Source organism: Nitrosomonas sp. Nm51 (genome assembly GCF_900111165.1).
Taxonomy (GTDB): Bacteria; Pseudomonadota; Gammaproteobacteria; order Burkholderiales; family Nitrosomonadaceae; genus Nitrosomonas.
Genome location: NZ_FOGH01000050.1, coordinates 1 through 18,874 on the forward strand (window position 1 = coordinate 1; position 18,874 = coordinate 18,874).

The 18,874-nt window shown below is 44.6% G+C and carries 19 protein-coding genes; 7 read left to right on the forward strand and 12 right to left on the reverse strand.

Annotation, left to right across the window (positions count from 1 at the left end; translation table 11 throughout):
• Positions 1-203 precede the first annotated feature (203 nt).
• The 11 genes from BMY60_RS12615 to BMY60_RS12660 all read right to left on the reverse strand — a co-directional run bounded on the left by BMY60_RS12615 (position 204) and on the right by BMY60_RS12660 (position 12,129).
• Positions 204-1,628: a TIGR03016 family PEP-CTERM system-associated outer membrane protein gene (locus BMY60_RS12615; RefSeq protein WP_090334088.1), complete on the reverse strand. Its 1,425-nt coding sequence runs from the start codon at positions 1,626-1,628 to the stop codon at positions 204-206.
• The gene (locus tag BMY60_RS12620) at positions 1,625-2,524 is read right to left on the reverse strand and encodes an XrtA-associated tyrosine autokinase (RefSeq protein WP_090334090.1); all 900 of its coding nucleotides are present in this window, start codon (positions 2,522-2,524) and stop codon (positions 1,625-1,627) included. Before BMY60_RS12620 ends, BMY60_RS12615 begins: the two co-directional genes overlap by 4 nt.
• 59 nt (positions 2,525-2,583) lie before the next feature.
• On the reverse strand, positions 2,584-4,149 hold the full coding sequence (locus tag BMY60_RS12625; RefSeq protein WP_090334092.1) for an XrtA system polysaccharide chain length determinant: 1,566 nt from the start codon (positions 4,147-4,149) through the stop codon (positions 2,584-2,586).
• 205 nt (positions 4,150-4,354) lie between these two features.
• Positions 4,355-4,975: an XrtA/PEP-CTERM system exopolysaccharide export protein gene (locus BMY60_RS12630; RefSeq protein WP_090334110.1), complete on the reverse strand. Its 621-nt coding sequence runs from the start codon at positions 4,973-4,975 to the stop codon at positions 4,355-4,357.
• 1,090 nt (positions 4,976-6,065) lie between these two features.
• A complete protein-coding gene (locus BMY60_RS12635; RefSeq protein WP_090334093.1) occupies positions 6,066-6,266 on the reverse strand; it encodes a hypothetical protein in 201 nt (66 codons plus the stop codon).
• On the reverse strand, positions 6,263-6,541 hold the full coding sequence (locus BMY60_RS12640) for a transposase (RefSeq protein WP_090334095.1): 279 nt from the start codon (positions 6,539-6,541) through the stop codon (positions 6,263-6,265). The genes BMY60_RS12635 and BMY60_RS12640 overlap by 4 nt, the downstream gene beginning before the upstream one ends.
• Positions 6,542-6,589: 48 nt before the next feature.
• Positions 6,590-6,763: a hypothetical protein gene (locus BMY60_RS15825; protein ID WP_177166674.1), complete on the reverse strand. Its 174-nt coding sequence runs from the start codon at positions 6,761-6,763 to the stop codon at positions 6,590-6,592.
• A 305-nt stretch (positions 6,764-7,068) separates the two neighbouring features.
• A complete protein-coding gene (locus BMY60_RS12645; RefSeq protein ID WP_090334096.1) occupies positions 7,069-7,728 on the reverse strand; it encodes a response regulator in 660 nt (219 codons plus the stop codon).
• A 2-nt stretch (positions 7,729-7,730) separates the two neighbouring features.
• Positions 7,731-10,199 carry an ATP-binding protein gene (locus BMY60_RS12650; protein WP_256250833.1) on the reverse strand — a complete coding sequence of 823 codons (2,469 nt, stop codon included), beginning with the start codon at positions 10,197-10,199 and terminating at the stop codon, positions 7,731-7,733.
• 176 nt (positions 10,200-10,375) lie between these two features.
• Positions 10,376-11,875 (reverse strand): glycerol kinase GlpK, encoded by a 1,500-nt coding sequence (gene glpK / locus BMY60_RS12655; RefSeq protein WP_090334098.1) that lies wholly within the window; start codon positions 11,873-11,875, stop codon positions 10,376-10,378.
• A gap of 56 nt (positions 11,876-11,931) precedes the next feature.
• A complete protein-coding gene (locus tag BMY60_RS12660) occupies positions 11,932-12,129 on the reverse strand; it encodes a hypothetical protein (RefSeq protein WP_090334113.1) in 198 nt (65 codons plus the stop codon).
• 197 nt (positions 12,130-12,326) lie between these two features.
• Between BMY60_RS12660 and cutA the strand changes: the two genes are divergently transcribed.
• The 4 genes from cutA to BMY60_RS12680 all read left to right on the forward strand — a co-directional run bounded on the left by cutA (position 12,327) and on the right by BMY60_RS12680 (position 15,657).
• Positions 12,327-12,644 (forward strand): divalent-cation tolerance protein CutA, encoded by a 318-nt coding sequence (gene cutA / locus BMY60_RS12665; protein WP_090334100.1) that lies wholly within the window; start codon positions 12,327-12,329, stop codon positions 12,642-12,644.
• A gap of 16 nt (positions 12,645-12,660) precedes the next feature.
• Positions 12,661-14,616 carry a protein-disulfide reductase DsbD gene (dsbD, locus tag BMY60_RS12670; RefSeq protein ID WP_090334101.1) on the forward strand — a complete coding sequence of 652 codons (1,956 nt, stop codon included), beginning with the start codon at positions 12,661-12,663 and terminating at the stop codon, positions 14,614-14,616.
• Positions 14,617-14,677: 61 nt separating this feature from the next.
• A complete protein-coding gene (locus BMY60_RS12675) occupies positions 14,678-15,271 on the forward strand; it encodes a TlpA family protein disulfide reductase (protein ID WP_090334103.1) in 594 nt (197 codons plus the stop codon).
• Positions 15,272-15,282: 11 nt separating this feature from the next.
• Positions 15,283-15,657: a DUF2784 domain-containing protein gene (locus BMY60_RS12680; protein ID WP_090334104.1), complete on the forward strand. Its 375-nt coding sequence runs from the start codon at positions 15,283-15,285 to the stop codon at positions 15,655-15,657.
• Here the strand turns inward: BMY60_RS12680 and ttcA are convergent, their stop codons facing one another.
• Positions 15,658-16,554 carry a tRNA 2-thiocytidine(32) synthetase TtcA gene (ttcA, locus tag BMY60_RS12685; RefSeq protein WP_090334106.1) on the reverse strand — a complete coding sequence of 299 codons (897 nt, stop codon included), beginning with the start codon at positions 16,552-16,554 and terminating at the stop codon, positions 15,658-15,660. It lies immediately after the preceding gene.
• Positions 16,555-16,690: 136 nt separating this feature from the next.
• On the opposite strand from ttcA, the gene BMY60_RS12690 reads away from it, so the two are divergent.
• Genes BMY60_RS12690 through BMY60_RS12700 form a run of 3 tightly spaced genes read left to right on the forward strand, consistent with a single transcriptional unit; the run spans position 16,691 to position 18,182 of the window.
• Positions 16,691-17,140 (forward strand): cupredoxin domain-containing protein, encoded by a 450-nt coding sequence (locus BMY60_RS12690; RefSeq protein ID WP_256250834.1) that lies wholly within the window; start codon positions 16,691-16,693, stop codon positions 17,138-17,140.
• Positions 17,137-17,697, forward strand: a complete 561-nt coding sequence (locus BMY60_RS12695) for a DUF411 domain-containing protein (RefSeq protein WP_090334107.1) — start codon at positions 17,137-17,139, stop codon at positions 17,695-17,697. The genes BMY60_RS12690 and BMY60_RS12695 overlap by 4 nt, the downstream gene beginning before the upstream one ends.
• A 17-nt stretch (positions 17,698-17,714) precedes the next feature.
• Positions 17,715-18,182: a c-type cytochrome gene (locus BMY60_RS12700; protein ID WP_090334109.1), complete on the forward strand. Its 468-nt coding sequence runs from the start codon at positions 17,715-17,717 to the stop codon at positions 18,180-18,182.
• Positions 18,183-18,874: the final 692 nt, after the last annotated feature.

Genomic DNA, 18,874 nt, shown 5'->3' on the forward strand with positions numbered 1-18,874 from the left:
GATTGAAATACCATCAGCGTAATGCAGCAACACTTGAGCCCTTTGGATTTCTCGCAACGGAGCCTTGCGGGCCTTGCTTATTTGTTCAAGTTTGCTCCGTTGACCGGCCGACAAAGACAATTCAGCGCGCTGTGTTTTTCGAGCCATGACACCCTCCTGGTTTTTATTTGAGAATAGCCTGAAAAAGACAACTTGTAAATATTTTATTGAAACACTATACTAGTAACATTAGCTGAAAAAATCAAGTTATCGTTTGTTCTGTTTACGGACAAAAAATCAAATCTGACAAAACTAAAATTCGTATTAAAATTTGTCTGTGGAGATAACCTGTAACGCCAAAACACATTGCCACCTAATTGCTTTGTATTATTAAAAAATATAGGAAAGCCGAGTAAATCTTCATCAAGTTCTTCTGCAGAATAAGGTTTACGCCGTAATTGAAATAGTCTCAGCGTCAAATCGTTTTTTGATCCGCTCAGGGTCACCGATGCATTAAAACGCCTTTGTAAAAAGACACGGTTTGTTAGAAAATTATTGAGGCCTAAAAGTAAATTCTGATCGCCGAATCCACCTAGACTATTTAATCCACCCAGTGCACCAAACTGACCTGCCTGCTGGTTAAGCGTAGTAATATCCTCTATATACAATACTTCCCAGGTGGATAAACGAGTCCGGTAATTGACCGAGGCTGAATAAGTGTCGCCAAAAAACCGCTGCCCTGCACTGAAGTGCAAGTCTGTTCTTTTATTGGGGGCCCAAACAAAACCCACAGTCCAGGTTGGGCTGGTTGTCTTTCCACGAATTGATACAAAACTATTTCTTTCATAACCGCCTGTAGCAGTCAGACCAAAACGCGACGTGAAATTATAACGAAGATTCCCTATATAACGCTCGAATTTAAGTGTAGTATCGACACGGTCCAGATTAACGCGACTATTGTCATAATTAAACCCCCAAGCCAGCTTCCTAAACGCGCTTCCACTATTCAGATTAAACCGATAACTATCTCTTTGGCTGTTTCTAAAACCATTAAATCCGGATTTAACATAACCTCGTGTATAGCGCGCTTCAGCAGTGGCAAAATTCTGAAACCGATGTCGAATATATGGACTGACACTGTATATTTCCAGATTGGCACGATTACCCGTTACAAAAACATTATTAGCAGTCTGTGGTCCTAATAGACTGACATTCTGCTGGAGCATTCTGGCATCTCCATCAATAAAAAATAAATCCTTTAAAACCTCTGCTGTCCCGGAAGCATTAAGTATATGCCTTATTCGTGTCAATTCATTATTCTTGGCAAAAATAAGATTGTTCATGATATATTGCGCATTGAGCTCATATCGTCGGCCTTGGCCAGCCAACTGCAAACCCGGATTAATCTGTGTAATAAGATCGCCTCCCCTTGCTCCAGCTCCGCCAAAACCAATACCGCCAGCTCCACTCCCGATTAGCCCTCCGCCTAACCGCACATTATCCGTATACGTTTCACTGATCATCAGTGTCGGATTAAATTCTAATTCTCCGGCTGCGACCTGCGCAAAATGCGCCAGAAAAAGAAAGCTTGTAACGCTAAAATAGATAATAAACAGATAATTGCAACTCTGTTTAATTGAAAAACTCATGAGTAATAATACCCATAGTATTCGCCAGCAGCGAATGTTCTAACCTTGTTATAAATCAGATTTATATTGGCCTTAGAATGATTAAATTGACTGACGACATGGTTCACAGCCTGCTGCGTTGTTCGTTCAGCTTCAACAACCAATACAATTTGCCCCATACGCTCAGCCAAAACGCGTGCTTCGCTTGTTAGTAATATTGGCGGGGCATCGAATATCACTATTCTGTCATTATAGCGCTGTGCCAGTTCTTCAAGCAGCAAGACCATAGTCTGACTCGCAAGCAGTTCCGTAGCATGCGAATGTGCGGTTCCGACAGTTATCAGACTCAGCTTTTCCACATTGGTTTTGATTAATACATCCCCAACATCATTGATTTCACCAAGTAAAATATCCATCAGCCCTGCCTGACTTTTGAAACCCAATAAATTAGGTATAGAGGGCCTTGCAACATCCGTGTCAATGAGCAAAACCCTATGATCCATCTCAGATGCTATGCTCATTGCCAAATTTACTGAGCAAAAACTCTTGCCTTCACCTTGAAGTGCACTGGTAATCATAATCAGATTGTTATTTTTTTTTGCAAACGCTTTTGTTAGCAATGGTCTTTTAATAATTCGAAATTGCTCGGCTATTTGCGTTTTTCCTTGTGTCGGAGTCACAATCCCTAATTGATTAAGCCGGCTAAGATCAATGTCGATATAGTTAGTGTTTGCCGCTTCATTTACAGGTTCGTTTAAAACTGCCACGTTACCAAGCAAATTATCTTTTCTTGAAGTTACAACAGGCTTCTGTTCTTTATTAGACTTTATCCTTGTTTTAGATCTGCCAGAAATCTTTGCTGCTTTATTACCAACTTCTTTTTCTAGCTTACTAATTGCCTTTTCAATGATACTCATGTTAGTCCTTGACGATAAAGCGGAATAATTCACGCATTATTTCTAAATTGATTTAGACTTCAGAAAGGTAGCATACCCACTATTTTGTCCAGTTTCCTAAAATGTAACAGTAACGCAGCATACGCTACCGTCAATAGTAAGATTGACATGCCGAAAATAAAAAGCCTCTGTTTTCGCTTAGCTTTTTGTTGGGCTGTCCATATCATTGGCACTGAACCTAAAACAGGCAATCCAGTAAATTCACGCAAGTCACTCTGACTGTAAAAAGAAGGCCGGACTTGACTGATAACAAATGCAACCGCAATACCTGCCATTAACGATGCAAAAAATACCATAGAAAACAAAATCATATGATTTGGCCCTGCTGGAATTTCAGGAACCTGCGGGGGATCAATGATTCTGAATGACAGTAGCCCGGTAGCAGATGTTAATTCGCCCGACATTCTCGCGGAAACGCGTCGCTCCAGCAGCTGCTCATAATTTGCTCTATTCACATTGTAATCACGATTAAGCTGTGTAAATTCTGCTTCTACTCTTGGGATTGCAGTACTTAAAGATTTTAATCGCTCATACCTGGCAGTATATTCTTCTACACGTGCGGCCATGGAAGCAACTGCAGCCTCTGCGTCCGCCAGGGCAATATTCAGTTGTTGCAACATAGGGCTGTAGTTTCTGCCAGGGTCCTTAGAAGTTGAGAAAATATGTTTGGCCTCCTCTTGTTTCTGTTCCTCAAGCTGAGCAATCAGTCTTTTAGTAGAAACGATATCCGGATGCAGTTCCGTATAGTTCAGCCGCAGCGTGTCCAATTTTTCATTTAGACTGCTTATACGCGCATCAATTTCTGGATTAACAATTGGCTCGTTTTCAACTACAAATGGTTCTAAAACAAAGACAGGCTCATCGCCACTAATTTGTTTTCTAATTGCATCGCGGCCTTTTTCAGCTTCTTTAAGAGCAAGCTGGGCCTGCCTCATATCTTCTTCAGCTTTTAGCAACTGCGCATAGTAGTCGCTTCCTTGCCCTGGTAATAATCCAAGATTTTTCTGTTTGAACTCCGTCAAGGCATTTTCCGCAGCTATTAATTTTTCTTCATATGCAGCAATCTGCTGATCGATAAATCGCAAAGCAGATGAAGAATCATCTTTTTTTCCATCGAGACCTTCTTCAACAAAAATGGTTAATAGCGACTGCACAATATCCTTGGCTAAAACAGGGTTCTTATGATTATAGGTAATTGTAAAAATGTTATCACCAACCCCCGCACCCAACTTTATATCCTTCATGAGCTCAGTGATCAGACGTTCTTTTTCCTTATCGCTTGTAATCTGTATGTCCAAATCAACCATACGAATGATTCTTTCTACATTTGGACGATTGATTAACGTACGCCCCATAATAGATATCTGCTGTTGAACATTGGGCGATACAGTCATACCTTCCATCAATGGCCTGATAATATTTTGCGTATCCACATAAATTCTTGCCGACGCTTCATAATTATCCGGTAATTTCAAAATCATTATCCAACCTGCTATCGCCACCAACCAAGCAATAATGACCGCTAAAAAACGGTATTTCCATATACCTTTTATACTGACATATAATCGAGTGATTAACTCATCCATAGAAAACTACTCACTTTTAATTTTGATCAATACAGAATTGAACAAAACATTTAAAATTTTCTGCACGCACATTTCATTTTTATATTGTCTAACAACTATATAATTAGACAAAATCATATCTAACGAGTATGTTATAAAGCACTGCCTTCAGTTTTTTTGATATAATTTAGAAACTAAGATTACGATGCTACGACTCTACTAAATACTAAAAAAAACTTTCCGGTATTACCAAGACATCGCCTTGTAACATAGGTACATTCGCAGACACATCTCCATCTCTAATCAGGTCATCGAGTCGAACGCGAAATTGCATCTGCTCACCATCTATATTCCGTATGACTCTTGCTCTGTTTCCTGCTGCAAAATCTGTCATACCACCAACCGCAATCATGACGTCCATCAATGTCATTTTTTCCCGATAGGGCAATGCCTGAGGTTCAGCCGCCTCTCCAATGACACGGATTTGTTCACTGTAAGGACCCACAAATTGGGTAACCACAACTGTAACAACTGGCTCTTGAATATATCTAGATAAAGTTTCCTCAATATCGCGCGCCAGCTGGGTAGAAGTTTTACCGCTGGCTGGCAAATCTTCTACCAGGGGAGTCGTAATTTTTCCATCCGGTCTCACCGGTACAGACATGGAAATTTCTGGATTACGCCACACAATAATATCCACATTATCTCCAGGACCTATCAAATAATCCCTGGACACAATATCATTCTCTGAATCACTCAACAGCGGGTAAGTGGCACAACCTGTTAGAAGTAAAAAAATAGAACATAAAAAAACGATATGTATCGAGTAATCAATATCCAAGAAAATTGTTTTCACAGAAGTTTCCTTTTATAAATTTAACTAAAATAAATCGAAGAAAACCATTTATAACATAATGTCATAGTAACAGATACTAAACGATATACTAAGTTTCTTAAGGCTTAATAAAGCTGTAATTAACGTTGTATATTGTTCAGAACATGAATAGATTTTCCTGATCAGGATAACTGCAATTGTTCAAATTATCCGTTAAAATTTGCAGTGCAGCATAAGTTGTTATTCGATTTTTAATGAAACACTGTTGATCATATTCTATGCATATTTTTAAAATAATTGTCCAACAGTACTAAAACGGACCATGTACATTTTTTATCCGACAAGCCATCTTTAAACTACACTAGCTATAAAAGTTTTAGTTTAGATTTGGTTGGACACAGTACTGCTTTAGATTTAATAACAAATTGTGTTAACAGTGACTCAAACAGAACAGATTATTAAACTGAAATCAGGATAACTGGAACTGTCCAATCAACTTATCAATTCGAACAAGCTTTTATATGGGCAGGTTTTATGGGCAGAGACGATTTGCATCGATTTAAAATACATGATGTGGAAAGCGAAATAGTACTGCAGAGAGATGTGTTTATGTCAAATTTAAACAGACTTTTGTAAAACTCCATATTTAAATAACACAATATAAAATCATCGATATTTTGGCTGCCTGTGTGAAAAATCGTAACTTTGAGATGTGCTGTCAATGGAGCATGACACAACTTTGTGCACAGTATTTTTTCACTGAAAGTCTATTCACTGAAAATCTGCATCGGTATTTTACCATAGCAGTATTTACCTGATGCAATCTTTGTTCACTTATATTTTATCCGCCAGGGATCCAAATCGGTTTACAGCTGTTTCTGGGTTATTCTTTCGCCCGGGAGAATGCTGGCATAATTGTATCCACCGTTTGGTTGTTCAAGCAACTAAGCAGCTGTACCAATCCGTAGCCTGTCATAGTGATATGTACCCAACGATGTAGTGTTTGCCGTGTTTGTTGCCAAGCTTCTTTCATTCCCCATGCCAGTTTCAATTGATTGAACATCGGTTCAATCGGCCAGCGCAGGCTATAGCTTTTTACGATCTATTCTGCTGTCAGTGAGGTATCGGTACTCAACAGCAAGCTGGCTGTTTTCCATTGATTTGGCTTCTTATCATTTTCAAACTCACACCAGACTGCGCGTACCAATCGGACGTTTAGAAAGCGTGCTTCTGCCAGCACACTGCGCAAACGTACACGCTGTTCTTTACCATAAATAGGCAGTGTTACAATCCGGCGATTCAAACACTCAATGCGCTCGGCTGTATATACTTTTCTTCGTATTTCCGGCTTCGCCCGCGTTGGCCTTTTTGCCTTGCTGCGGGTGCATCATATAGACGCGTACCCTTTCTCACCTGTCCAATCACATTAAACCCACGCTTGAGCGTAGCCTCGATAACAGTGCGCCGCATATACCAGCCATCTATCAGCACGCGCACATTGAGCCCTTGCATCAAACTCTGTACGGCGCGTATCAACGTTTTGGCCGCGACCAGCATCAGGCGGGGCAGCAACGGCAATGCAACAGGCGCATTACTCCCCCGCAGGGTGACAATCGACAGATTAACCTAGCATTGCCCCAGAACATAAGTCGACAGATTCGCTTTATCGCCACGCTGATGATGTATCCGGCTATCCGGCGCTTTTTTCGACGAGCGCAGTGTCAACGTATCACCAATCGCCAGGTGTATGACATCATGCCTCGCATTCGTTAGTACCAGCCGCACAAATTGTTGCGCCAATGCCAGCCAGGATCATTTGCCCTGCTGTGACCATTTATAATAATCTGTCCAGTGATTGCGCATATTCGGCATTGAGTATGCATCTGTAACAAAACCTGTCGGTGTCAGCATCGCGCAACGATTTTTATGCCGCTTTGTCAAGTTCTTTAGCAGCTAAATACTATTTCTTTGTGTTAATTTTCTCCTTCCGTGACTCTGAAACTCTAAACTCTAGTTATGACAGAAAATGAAGATAAATGCGTACCAAGTACTTCCGGAAGCCCCTGATGAGCAGATACGAGAGACCGTTTAGTATTTTCACGGCACTATTGTTTTTCCTCTGAAATCCAGCGTGTGGCATAGCGAATCAAATCTGCGCTGTCTTTCAGATTCAACTTGGTGCGTATATTGAACCGGTGAGTTTCAACCGTTTTAATACTGCGTTTTAACAAATTGGCGATTTCCTGACTGCTATGCCCTGAGCCGATCAAGTGCAGCACCTCAAATTCACTCGGCGTGAGCTTGGTAATGGGTGATTCCGGTTCAGCCTGCCCTGCCACAATCCGGTTAAGCAGTTTTTCATGCAGTTTTCCGCTCAAATAAATTTTGCCCTGAAGTACTTCACGTATGGCATTGATCAGTATTTCTCCGGGTTCCTGTTTCATCACGTAGCCGCGTGCACCAGCACGCAAGGCGCGCTCGGCATAAATCGTTTCGTCATGCATGGAGACAAAAAGCACGGGCAATTCAGGATAGCGGCTATGAATATTTTTAATAACTTCGAAACCTGAAATGGTTTTAAGCGTGACATCCAATAGTACGATGTCGATATGTTGGCCGCTCCTGAGAATGGCTAATGCTTCTTCGCCATCTCCGGCTTGTGCGAACACCTCAAGATCAGGTTCCATATTGATGAGCATCGCCATGCCGTGACGCATCATCGGATGATCATCAACCAGTAAAATTTGCGCTGTTGAATCCGGCATGCTCAAACCATTCCCATTTCGAGACGCACTTCGGTGCCTCCTTCCGCACGTGGCAGAAAATTCAGTTTCGCGCCTAATTGCTTGGCGCGGTACTGCATGATTTTAATACCCATTCCTGACGAATTCCTGTCATTCGTATCTAAGGAAAAACCACAGCCGTCATCACTGATGGATAAAACCAGTTTATCATTATCCGTAGCAAGAGATATTGTCAAATGCTTAGCGTCACCATGGCGGATTGCATTATTTGCCGCTTCCTGCGCAACTCTGTAAAAATTGAGCGCCAGGTTTTGGTCGTCGATTTTTATCGTATAGTCACATACAAAATCACATTCGATTGTGTACGTTTTGGCAATTCGTGATGCCAGTTTCTCCAGCGCGGCGACAACGCCATTGGCTTCCAGTTCAAATGGCAGCAGACCCTGCGCCAGCTGCTTGATCTGCACGACAGCAGTCTGCACCTGCGTGGCAATGGAAGCGGCAATGGTTTTCAGCGAATCATCGCCCAAGGTAGCGAGTTTTTTCTCCAACGCTCTGGATTGATAACCGATTGCTGCAATTTGCTGGCCGAGGTTGTCATGCAGTTCCTGCCCGATGGTATGTGCCTGTTCCTCTGCGACAAAAACCAGTGTCTGCTCAAGACGCTTGCGGTCAAGCCAGCTTTCCAAATCGTTGGCAATCGCATCTATCAGTTTTTGTTCCTCCTGAATCAGAAACGGTTTGTCTTCCGGGTATGCAACACTGATATATCCGTATCTCTTGCCATTTACGCTGATATCCGATTGTAAGACATGTCCCACAGATTCACGGTGTTTGTAACATTCATCACATACCCGTTCGCTGCCGGTTCTGGGAAAAAGCAATTTTGCCTGATGTGTATCATATTCTCCGGACGTAAAAAGCCTGCCGCCGAGTTCAATGACAGCTAGCGCCATTTCCGGAAACTGCAGCGCAGGAATCAAATAATCGAAAATATGCTGGCAGACTTTGTCCTCTGAGAGCTCGGTACTGATTCCCCGGCGTATTTCATATAGACAAGTGATTTCTTTTAACCGTTCACGCAGCAATTCATCGATCTGTTTTCGTTCAAGCCAGTTTGCCAGATCGACTGTAATGGTGTCGATGAGCTTTTGTTCTTCCACTTCCAGGAAGGATTTATCTTCGGGATAAAAAACGCTGAGTTGACCGCATAGTTTTCCATTCACATTGATATTCGATACCAGCGCATTGGTTCGACGCCGGTTGTACGTTGCCGAAACAAACCGCTTGCCGTCGATTTCAACCGAAGCGGAGGCCGATTCCGGGTATTGCATGGCAGAAATCAGTTGTTTGAAAATCTGTTGACACACCTCATCGACAGACAATTCCGTTCCGATGTTGCGCCGAATCTCATAAAGACACGTGATTTCTTTTAAGCGCTCACGTAACTCAAGCTCTTTGTGACCCAATTCAAGCGAGAATTGCTCAGCTTTTTCCTTCGCGAGTTGCGCCTTTTGCTCTGAATTGATCAATTTACGTATAAACCAGTTAAGCAGCAATACCTCGGCAATGATCAGGATGCCAAGATACACCATAATAATTTTGAGTTTTTCGGTTACAGGCTTGAATAGTTCCGCTTCATCCAGTTTAAGAATCATACCCAGACCGATGCCATCCAAGGGCGCATAGGCCTCAATGACCGGCACACGCCGGTAATCGTTAACTGCAATGACGCCACTTTTGCCGCTCAATGCATAGTCCATAGGCAATACACCGTCTTCCGCCATACGAGTCAGGTAATTAAACTTTACGCCATCTATCTGGCTGATCAGGCACGCCATTTTTTGTTCATTTTTTCTGGCCGGCGCGCATAACATGAATGTACCGGTTTTCCCGATCGATCTAATCTCACTAAAACTGCGCGTCAACTGAGGTAAAGTCATTTCCGTCAAGATATCGCCGATACGCTGGCCGTTTTGATCGATTACGGTCTCGCGCGTGCGCAGAACAAATTCACCATCCCAGATTAGTGATGTATCAGTCATTTCTCCCAATGGCAAAGCCTGCGCCCGTTTTTCAGAAAAACGCCCTGCTTTAATCAGTTGATTGCCATGCATATCATAAACTACTGCTGCGGAAAAACCGGATTGAATCAGTGAATGGATATTGCTTTCCAAGTCACCGCGCGCTGCGCGGTAGTCCGGGCGGACATTCAGTTTCCGTACCGACTGGACCAAAAAAGGACGGGTAGCCAGTGCACGCGTGTCCGCCAAACCTTTTTCGATCTGACTTTCGAGCAAGTGCGCCTTGCTTTGTAACGCCACATCGAGTCCTCTGCCAAGCGACGATTCGATCTGCTGACGCATCACACTGTAAACAGCAATACCTGTTACCAGAGTAAGTCCCATTAACAGTAATCCACCAACCAGCACGATCCTGTCGTTTTTCTGGGTCAAGAACACGTAATTATTATTTTTATTGCGTTTTTCCATCTCCACATCCAATAAACAATCCGATACCTGCAAGCAGTTTGAACACAATGATTTGTTAATAAAGGGCACCGTGTGCCATGCAAGAAAACAATTTTTACAAAAAAACGTTCATTTGGCTGCAACAAGCTACAATTGAAATGAGCATACTATAAAACGCAGTGAATTGACGGACACATTTAGTTCAATATCGTTTTTACAGCGTGTTGCCATCCAGCGTAAAGCTTATCCCGTTCGTTTTCGGACATTTGTGGTTTGTAGCGGTGGGCGCAAACCCAGTTTCTGGAAATATCGTCGAATCCGTCAAACAATCCACAGTGCAGCCCGGCCAGAGCGGCTGCACCCCAAGCGGTGCTCTCCATAATTTGCGGCACTTCAACTGTTCGTCCCAGCATGTCAGCAAGAAATTGACAAACGAATGCATTACCTGCCATACCACCGTCAATACGCAGCACCTTTGCTGGATAGGCATCGCCGCATTCGGCTGCCATAGCGTCAATCAAATCGCGGCTTTGGTAGCCCTGCGCCTCCAAAGCGGCCCGAACGATATGCGCACTGTTACTTTCGCGGCTGATTCCTGTGATCAGCGCGCGCGCATCCGGCTTCCAGTACGGCGCGCCAAGACCTGTGAAAGCGGGGACGAAGTATACCTCATTACTGTCAGAAACCGAGCGCGCGACTGCTTCGCTTTGTTGCGCATCGGCCAACAGTCCAAGGTTGTCCCGCAACCACTGCACTACGGCGCCAGCCGTAAAAATGGAACCTTCAAGCGCATAACAGGTATCGTTGCCGATGCGGTAACCAATGGTTGTTAACAGCTTGTTATTTGAAATTGCACAGCCGCGCCCGACATTCATTAATGCAAAACAACCGGTACCGTAGGTCGCTTTGATCATGCCGGGATCGAAACATCCCTGCCCAACCAGCGCAGCATGCTGATCACCGGCCATACCGCCAATAACATAAGCAGCACCGAGCTGGTCCGGTTTCGTTTCACCAAAAAAAGCAACATTGTCACTGACTTTTGGCAGGATACTGGCAGGAATATTGAACAGCCGCAGCAAGTCAGCATCCCACTGCTGCGTGTGAATGTTAAACAGCATGGTGCGCGATGCATTGGTAATATCAGTCGTGTGCTCCTTGCCCTGCGTCAGCTTCCACAACAAAAACGCATCCACGGTGCCAAAAGCAAGTGCTCCTTTTTCTGCCCGCGATCGCACGCCTTCGATGTGGTCGAGTATCCAGGCAATTTTGGTGGCAGAAAAATAAGGATCAACAAGCAATCCGGTTTTTTCCGATATCAGCGGTTCATGCCCGGATTGCTTCATTTCCACACAGCCGTCCGCTGTTCTACGATCCTGCCAGACGATTGCATTATAGACCGGCTCCCCCGTTTCCCGGTCCCAGATTACAGTGGTTTCGCGTTGATTTGTAATGCCGATACCGGCAATTTTTATATTATTTTTCTGCGCGTGCGCAATGATACCCCGGCAGACCTCCAATGTATCTTTCCAAATGTCTACAGGATGTTGCTCAACCCATCCTTTTCTGGGATACAGCAACTTCAATTCTTTTTGCCTGACGGCAAGAATTCTACCCTGGTTAGAAAACAAAATGGCGCGCGTACTGGTAGTACCTTGATCGATAGCCAGCAGTGCGTTGCCGCATGTAATATTCATGAGCGTTGCTTGTATGGATGAAAATATCGCTGTTTATATGCCACAACTTACATCAGTCAATCTGATTTGTTATCCACGCCTGACATCAAAAGCTTGACCAGCATAGCGATGCCAAACGGCAGCGCGCTTAATCCGGTAATCATGTAGTGTTCGGCAGTAAACTGATCGCCTTCATCCATTAAAATATATCCAAAAAATACCGTCACCGGTGCCAAAATAGCGAGAATCTGTATCAATAAAAAAAAACGTTTCATTACTTTCGATTCCTTTTGTCGCCAATAAATAGATAAAATTGCTGTGCCTATTCTGCGCAATAAAGCAGCTACCATCAAGGCCGTTGCGCAAAAACTCCCCATGTGCTCCCCAAAAAGCGCTGACTACGGTACCGGCGTTGCCGGACAAAATGAATAAAAGGACAAAGCATTGCAAACATTTTATAATAGTAATCAAGATGAAAGAAGCGACGATTGTTATCACCAGCTTTCCAGATAGAAAAAGCGCTCTTGCGTGTGCACGCGCCTTGATTGACAAGCGGCTTGCAGCCTGCGTAAATGTGATGGACGGATGCACATCTGTTTACCGCTGGCAAGACAATACCGAAACTGCTGACGAAATTCCTGTTTTCATTAAAACCCGGTCTGCACATTACCAGCAGGTAGAAGAACTCATTGTGACCATGCATCCCTATGAACTACCTGAAGTGATAACTGTCCCTATTACCAATGGGTTATCCGCTTATTTGCAATGGATTTTTGACGAAACAACCTGACAAGACGCTAATATATATGCATTTATTTCCGGTCCTAATTCTGTTATTTTCTCTAACCAGCCCAAATGCTGTTGCGCAGGAAAGCGGTTCATTCGGCAGTCTGTTCTCGAAATTACAGCAACTTGGCATCAATCTTGGACAAAGTAATCAAGCGGAATTACTTCCCCCGGATGAAGCATTCCGGATGACATTGGAAGTACGTGATGCAAACACACTGGTCGCCAAGCTTACTCCCGCAAAAAATTATTATGTTTACCGCGATAAAATTGCTTTTGAGCCGCAGTCAACAGATACACTGATTGAAACAGTTTCCCTGCCCAAGGGAAAAATGAAAGAAGACCTGACATTCGGTAACGTCGAAGTGTTTTATGAACCGGTTCAGGCCGTCATCTCCTTAAAGCGCCCGGAAGCATCAACAGAACAATCGTTGTCGCTGGCCGCAACATATCAGGGCTGTAATGAACCGGTAGGTGTCTGCTACGCGCCGATTAAAAAGGAATTCGATTTAACCTTGCCCGCCATGCAGGCAGTCAACGCCGTTGCAAACGCAGTCAGTGGACAGGTTTCCGCCGCGCCACCTTATGACCCGGCTGCCGACCTGTTTCAAATACCCTCCCAATCATCGCAGCGCGCACCCGTTATAGAAACCGAAGCTTACAAAATTGACCGCATGTTTGAAACAGGCAATTTCTGGTTGATACTGGGTGGCTTTTTTGGCATTGGTTTACTGCTTGCCTTTACGCCGTGTGTTTTTCCCATGTTTCCCATTTTATCAAGCATTATTGCGCAAAAAGGCAAACAGTTAACCAGGCGCAGAGGGTTTGTTCTGGCATTGGCTTATGTGCTGGGTATGGCGATAACATATGCAATTGCCGGTGTCATTGCGGGTCTTTCCGGTTCAATGCTGTCTGCTGCCTTGCAAAACGCCTGGGTGCTGGGCACCTTTGCACTGATTTTTGTGCTGCTTTCCTTTTCAATGTTCGGCTTTTACGAGCTGCAACTACCCGGCAGCTTGCAAAGCAAACTATCCACAGGTGCCGGACAGCTGAAAGGCGGACATTTAACCGGCGTTTTCGGCATGGGCGCATTATCGGCTTTAATTGTCGGCCCATGCGTCGCTGCTCCGTTGGCTGGTGCACTACTGTATATCAGCCAAACGCGCGATGTAGTGCTGGGTGGCTCAGCTCTTTTCGTCATGGCGCTGGGTATGGGAGTGCCATTGCTGCTACTGGGCGCTTCTGCGGGCGCGTTGCTGCCGAAAGCAGGACCGTGGATGGAATCGATCAAACAGTTTTTTGGCGTACTTCTGCTCGCAGTCGCAATCTGGTTGGTTTCCCCTGTAATCAACGAAGTGACGCATATGCTGTTATGGGCTGCGCTACTGATTATCTCCGCAATTTACCTACGCGCGATTGATCCCTTGCCACCACGCTCATCCGGACTAAGAAAATTCCTCAAAGGTGTCGGCGTTATTGCGCTGCTGACTGGTGTTGCATTACTGATTGGCGTATTGTCAGGCAGCCGTGACGTACTTCAACCGTTATCCAAGCTCAATATTGCCACCTCTGCGACAAATGCTGACGCAGCATCTGGCAATTCAGGCGACCATATTCCATTTCAGCGTGTTAAAACCATTGCAGAGCTGGACGAACATATTCGGCAGGCCAGTGAAAACAATCAGTATGTCATGGTCGATTTTTACGCCGACTGGTGCATTTCTTGTAAGGAAATGGAACGGTTTACGCTATCCGATGAAAAAGTGAAGGCTAAACTGAGAGATGTTAAACTGCTGCAGGTTGACGTCACCCATGGAACTGTGGACGACGCCGCATTGCTAAAACGATTTAATCTGTTTGGTCCGCCCGGTATTCTTTTTATCGACCGGAACGGCAACGAAATTCCGGATATCCGGATTATTGGATTTCTTAACAAGAACGATTTTCTGACTGTATTAAACGCCGTGTTGATCTAGGCTATCACAATTTTACTAAACAGTATGCGCTGTTTGAATACACGAAAAAAGGAATGCATTAATGCCGAAATTGAGCCACATCATTCTGTTCTGCGTAGCCGCTATTGCCGCCATGTCTGCCGGCGTCTGGCTGCGGGCACACTTTATGGATACTCCTCAACCGCCACTGCCAGACGAAATGAGCAAACAGGGGGCCGAAGCCATATTGTCGGCGAACCTGCCTGATGTTGATGGCTTGTCGCAACCTGTATCGCAATGGAAAGGCGACGTAATTGTCGCGAATTTCTGGGCTACCTGGTGTACGCCATGCCGTGAAGAAATTCCAGAGTTCATTGAAATGCAGCAAGAGTATCGGGATCAAGGCCTCACTTTTATCGGTATTGCAATTGATCAGCAAGAGAAGGTCATACCTTACAGCAAAGAATTCGGAATCAATTATCCGGTACTGATCGGTGGTTTGAATGCAATGTCTCTTGCAGAGGCAGCCGGCAACCAGATGTCCGTATTGCCCTATACGGTTATTTTCGACAGACAGGGAAATATCACGGATACTTTTTTGGGTCGCGTTCATAAGAAAACACTGGAGAAGTCCATTATGCCGTTGTTACAGCCGGGCCAGGCGAAATCCGTGCAATCCGAACAACCCAGCCTATAATTCCCGCGTGCATGCTGCTTGCTGACACTGTACTGTTACTCCATTTACTGTATGTACTGTTTGTTGTTGGCAGTCTTCCCGTAATCTGGATCGGCGCATATTACCAGAAAAAATTTGTCAGGAATTTCTGGTTTCGCTATCTCCATTTGGCGGCAATCCTGTTTGTCGTCGCAGAATCCTTACTCGGTGTAGTCTGTCCGCTTACCGCACTCGAAAACGCATTGCGGCGAGTTGAAACAGAGGAAAGCTTTATTCAGTATTGGGTACATCAAATCCTGTTTTATCGTTTTCCGGAATATGTATTCACCATTATCTACGTAGCATTTGCATGCCTTGTCGCGTTAACATTCAAATATGTACCGCCCGGACATAAGCAAACTGGCTAATCAGTTGGCGTTTTCTGTTTTCTCAACGCGCGAAAACACCATTTCCTCTACGGGACGATCAAAAGTTTCCGCGTCAAAAGCTGTATCGCCATTAGCAAACGGCGTATCCTGCGTTACCAGGCTCTTAAAATCAAAGTTTGACGTATCGGCAAGATGCGATAACTGCACGTTTTGCAGCGATCTGAACATAGTCTCAAGCCTGCCGGGAAAACGCTTATCCCATTGCTGTAACATCTCTTTGATCACCTGCCGTTGAAGATTGGGCTGCGATCCGCATAAATTACATGGAATAATCGGAAAAGCAGCGCTTTTTGCGTACGCAGCGATGTCTTTTTCCTTGCAGTATGCCAGTGGCCGTATGACGATATGCCGGCCGTCATCACTGACCAGTTTAGGCGGCATGGCTTTGAGCTTTCCGCCATAAAACATGTTCAAAAATAGCGTTTCCAGAATATCATCGCGGTGATGACCCAAAGCGATTTTTGTCGCCCCTAATTCACTCGCAACACGATACAAAACGCCACGGCGTAACCGGGAACACAGACTGCATGTTGTTTTCCCCTCGGACAGCACACGTTTGACGATACTGTAGGTATCCTGTTCGACTATCCGAAACGGAATACCGGTTCCGCTAAGATATTCCGGCAGCACTTCTGCAGGAAACCCGGGCTGCTTCTGGTCCAAATTGACCGCAATCAACTCAAACCCCATCGGTGCATGTAGTTGCAAGTTCGATAATATATCAAGCAGAACATAACTGTCTTTACCACCGGATAGACAGACCATGACGCGGTCTTCTGCTTCAATCATATTAAAATCGGCAATTGCTGTGCCGGCCAATCGTCTTAGCCGTTTATGCAGTTTATTGTTTTGGTAGCGTGTTTTTCTGGATAACATGGTCACAAAATGTTTTGGTTCGGCCCGCTATATTGGACAAAATAACTGGAACAATTTAGCATTGATATATTCTAACAATGAACGGTAAAGAGGATTCAGGCAGCTGTTTTGCCAGCAAGTCGTAATGGATAAGCACGTGTCAATTATAACACTGGCCATTTTGTTTCTGTATGCATACGGAACGCACGCACAAATGGATTATATACCTGCCGCGGACAGTATCGGCAAACCCGGCGAAGCCGGTGATGTATCGCGCAGTATCAAATTGACACTCTTGGAATACATGTTTTTACCGAATGAAATATGGGTGACCAAGGGTGAAACGGTAAGTTTCGTGGTGAAAAATGCCGGAGACCGCAAACATGAAATGCTTATCGGCACGCATGACGATCTGAAGAAAGCCGCCAAAACACGACGCAAGCACCCTGCCAAATATGCCGCCGAACCGGGACTGTTACAATTAGCACCAGGTGAACAGAAAGAGCTGGTCTGGCATTTTGACGAGGCGGGGGCTATCGAGTTTGCCTGTCCTCTGCCCGGCCATTTCAAGGGCATGCGCGGAACAATTTATGTGGAGATAAAATGAAAAAACAGATTTGTAATTTACTGACTGGATTGATTTTAATGACCGGCACGCTGGGTATCGCATTGCCAGCACTCGCCACGACGACCGTCGAAGTTTACAAAAGCCCAACCTGCGGCTGTTGTTCCAAGTGGGTCGACCATATGCGCGATTATGGCTTTACCGTAATCACCAAAGACGTTGGCAACAAGGAAATACGCAAGAAAGTCGGCATGTCCGAAACACTCGGTTCCTGTCACACTGCACTGGTCAACGGCTATGTGATGGAAGGCCATATACCTGCACCGGATATTATCCGTTTTCTCAAGGAAAAACCGGACGCATTGGGACTGGCCGTACCTGACATGCCGCATGGTTCTCCAGGTATGGAAGGGCGGCGCGTCGATCCTTTCAATGTTTTGAAGGTTAACGCCCCAGGTGATACGCGCAGAGATACTGAAATTTATCAGCGTTATGATCCTTATGCCAAGAAAAACGCGTCACCTGATCCAGCTCCAGCCGCCCCTGCGACGAATGCCGATACAGAGGGTTTCTCTTCCATTATGCGTCTCAAAAATTAAACAACTGTTAATTCAATATGCCTATTCGCATTTTGTTTTTGGCTGTCGGCGGCTTCATGCTTGCCGGTTGCGACGAAACCAGGCAGCCAGAGACGCGCTCACTTAAAGAAATACTTAGTCCCAATTCAGAGCGTGTGGTTAGAAATTTTGACCCTGACCAGATACAACGTGGAGAAAGTGTTTTTCAGGCCAACTGTGAAAACTGTCATGGAAAAAATGCCGCCGGCACGACAGACTGGCGGACACCTGCTGCGGATGGCAAGTTTCCGCCGCCACCGTTAAACGGCACTGCGCACGCATGGCATCATTCGACAGCTGTATTGAAAAAAACCATTTTGAAAGGCGGTCCGCCCGAATTCAGCACAATGCCGGCCTGGGAGGGCATCCTGACTGAACAGGAGGTGGATGATGTCATCGTATGGATCAAATCCTTATGGCCAGATGAAATTTATACCACCTGGCATCATAACTTTGAAGATCAATAACTGTATATAGCCATTTAGTGTAGTGTCCTGTAAATAATCAACATTCATATAGCTGAAGCTGTATTGAAGTTGACATTGATGTCAACAGACAGGCGAGCACACATAAAATTGCAAAGTCATTTGAAGACACTGTACTAATACAGTTCAAAACCACATAATTACGATTATCAAGATTTGCGGTAGTTATAGGTCGAGGTTATTTTTGACAGGTTTGATCTATTTATAGCAAAACTCCATAAAATTGCATCTGGACACAGGGATTCGCTTAATGAGAAAATATACAATTTTTCAATGAGATATAGCATCCTGTTAATATTCCCACAAAATCAAAGGCGTGAAACTTCAGTACTATAATGACGGCATCCTAATGTATTAGGAAGGTCGCCATGTGTTATGCGTAATTATGCGCGCGCAGAGCATGACCATAGTTATGTTCAAGCGCCTTGAATATGCTCCGGCATGTCCTCGCCACAAAGCTTGGTTCTTTTGTCCGGGTGCAGGTAAGAGGTGCAGACACAAGTTTTTTATGCAGTTCATCACCCATGCCGTTTTGAAATAGACTGACCTGTTCTCATTGCTGCAAGTTATTTCTGCTCCCAGGGCAATCGGGCTTAAATTACTCCAATAATTCGTAGCAGATAATCATTATCCCAACCTGCCTTTAACCGTTTTGTTTTTACACCAACTTTTGA